Origin of the sequence: Methylobacterium sp. WL18 (genome assembly GCF_008040015.1) — a bacterium.
Lineage (GTDB): Bacteria > Pseudomonadota > Alphaproteobacteria > Rhizobiales > Beijerinckiaceae > Methylobacterium > Methylobacterium mesophilicum.
Map to the genome: position 1 here is coordinate 1 of NZ_VRVD01000887.1, position 1,510 is coordinate 1,510.

Annotated in this window: 2 protein-coding genes; both read left to right on the forward strand. The window is 72.3% G+C overall.

What is annotated here, in order from left to right; all coding sequences use genetic code 11:
- On the forward strand, nt 1–611 hold a 611-nt coding region (locus FV228_RS29345), incomplete at its 5' end, for a CheB methylesterase domain-containing protein (RefSeq protein ID WP_147857676.1).
- Entirely contained in the window at nt 608–1,474 is an 867-nt protein-coding gene (locus FV228_RS29350; protein ID WP_147857677.1) for a protein-glutamate O-methyltransferase CheR, read from the forward strand. The genes FV228_RS29345 and FV228_RS29350, both read left to right, overlap by 4 nt.
- Nucleotides 1,475–1,510: the final 36 nt, after the last annotated feature.

Below are 1,510 nucleotides of genomic sequence, written 5' to 3' on the forward strand. Positions count from 1 at the left end.
GGCCGAAGGTCCGCAACCGCACCCAGCCCCGCGCCCTGCTGATCGGCTCCTCCACCGGGGGGCCGCGGGCGGTGGGCGAGATGCTGGAGGGGATCGGCGCCGCCGCCCTGCGGCGGGTGCCGGTGCTGATCGTCCAGCACATGCCGCCGATCTTCACGGCCGTCTTCGCCGAGCACCTCTCCACCCGCACGGGACTGCGCGCGGCCGAGGGCAAGGCCGACGAGCGCCTGGAAGCGGGCCGGATCTACGTGGCGCCGGGCGGGCGCCACATGGGGCTCGTGGCGGGACCCGGCGGTCCCACGATCCGGCTCACCGACGGGCCGCCGGTGAACTTCTGCCGCCCGGCGGTGGACGTGCTGTTCAAGGACGCGGCCGTGGTGTTCGGCGCCGCCACCGCGACGGTGATCCTCACCGGGATGGGCTCGGACGGCACCAATGGCGCGCGTGCGCTCACCGATGCGGGCGGCCCGGTCCTGGCGCAGGACGAGGCGACCAGCACCGTCTGGGGCATGCCCGGCAGCGTCGCCCGGGCCGGCCTCGCCGAGGCCGTGTTGCCGCTCCCCGAACTCGCGACGGCGCTGCGCGCCCTGATCACGGGGCAGCCGTCATGACCGAACTCGAGTTCGAATACCTGCGCAGCTTCCTCAAGCAGCGCTCCGGCCTCGCGCTGACCGCGGAGAAGCGCTACCTGGTCGAGAGCCGCCTGACCCCGGTCTGCCGGCGCTTCGGGCTTGCGACCCTCGGCGACCTCATCGGCACGCTGAAGCTCGGCCAGGACGGGGCTATCGAGCGCGCCGTGGTCGAGGCGATGACCACGAACGAGACCTTCTTCTTCCGCGACCGCATCCCGTTCGACCTATTCCGCGATACGATCCTGCCCGAGGCCCTGGCGCGCAACGCCAGCCGGCGCCGGCTTCGGATCTGGTGCGCCGCGGCCTCGACCGGCCAGGAGCCCTATTCCCTGGCCATGCTGCTGCAGGAGGCGGCGCCCCGGCTCGCCGGATGGCAGGTGGAGATCGTCGCCACCGACCTGTCCACCGAAGTGATCGAGAAGGCCAAGCTCGGCCTCTACAGCCACTTCGAGGTCCAGCGCGGCCTGCCGGTGCAGTGGCTGATCAAGTACTTCACCCAGATCGGCGAGCAGTGGCAGATCGCCCAGAGCCTGCGCTCCATGGTGGATTACCGCCAGCTCAACCTGCTGCACAGCTTCGCGTCGCTCGGCCAGTTCGACGTGATCTACTGCCGCAACGTGCTGATCTACTTCGACGCGCCGACCAAGTCGGACGTGCTGGCCCGGCTCGCGGCCCAACTCGCACCGGGGGGCGCCCTGCTGCTCGGGGCGGCCGAGACCGTGATCGGCCTGACCGACCGGCTCAGCCCGAACCCGAAGCAGCGCGGCCTCTACGGCCACTCCGAACCGGTGGGCCGCACCTCCGAGATGGCACCGCCCCTGCGCGTGGCCGCCGGCGTCTGACGGCCCGGCGGCCGGTCCGGGCCCCGTTCGCTTCGG

What these genes read in the sequence shown, in the direction of transcription:
- FV228_RS29350 (WP_147857677.1), top strand. Translation starts at nt 608, where the DNA reads ATGACCGAACTCGAGTTCGAATACCTGCGCAGCTTCCTCAAGCAGCGC.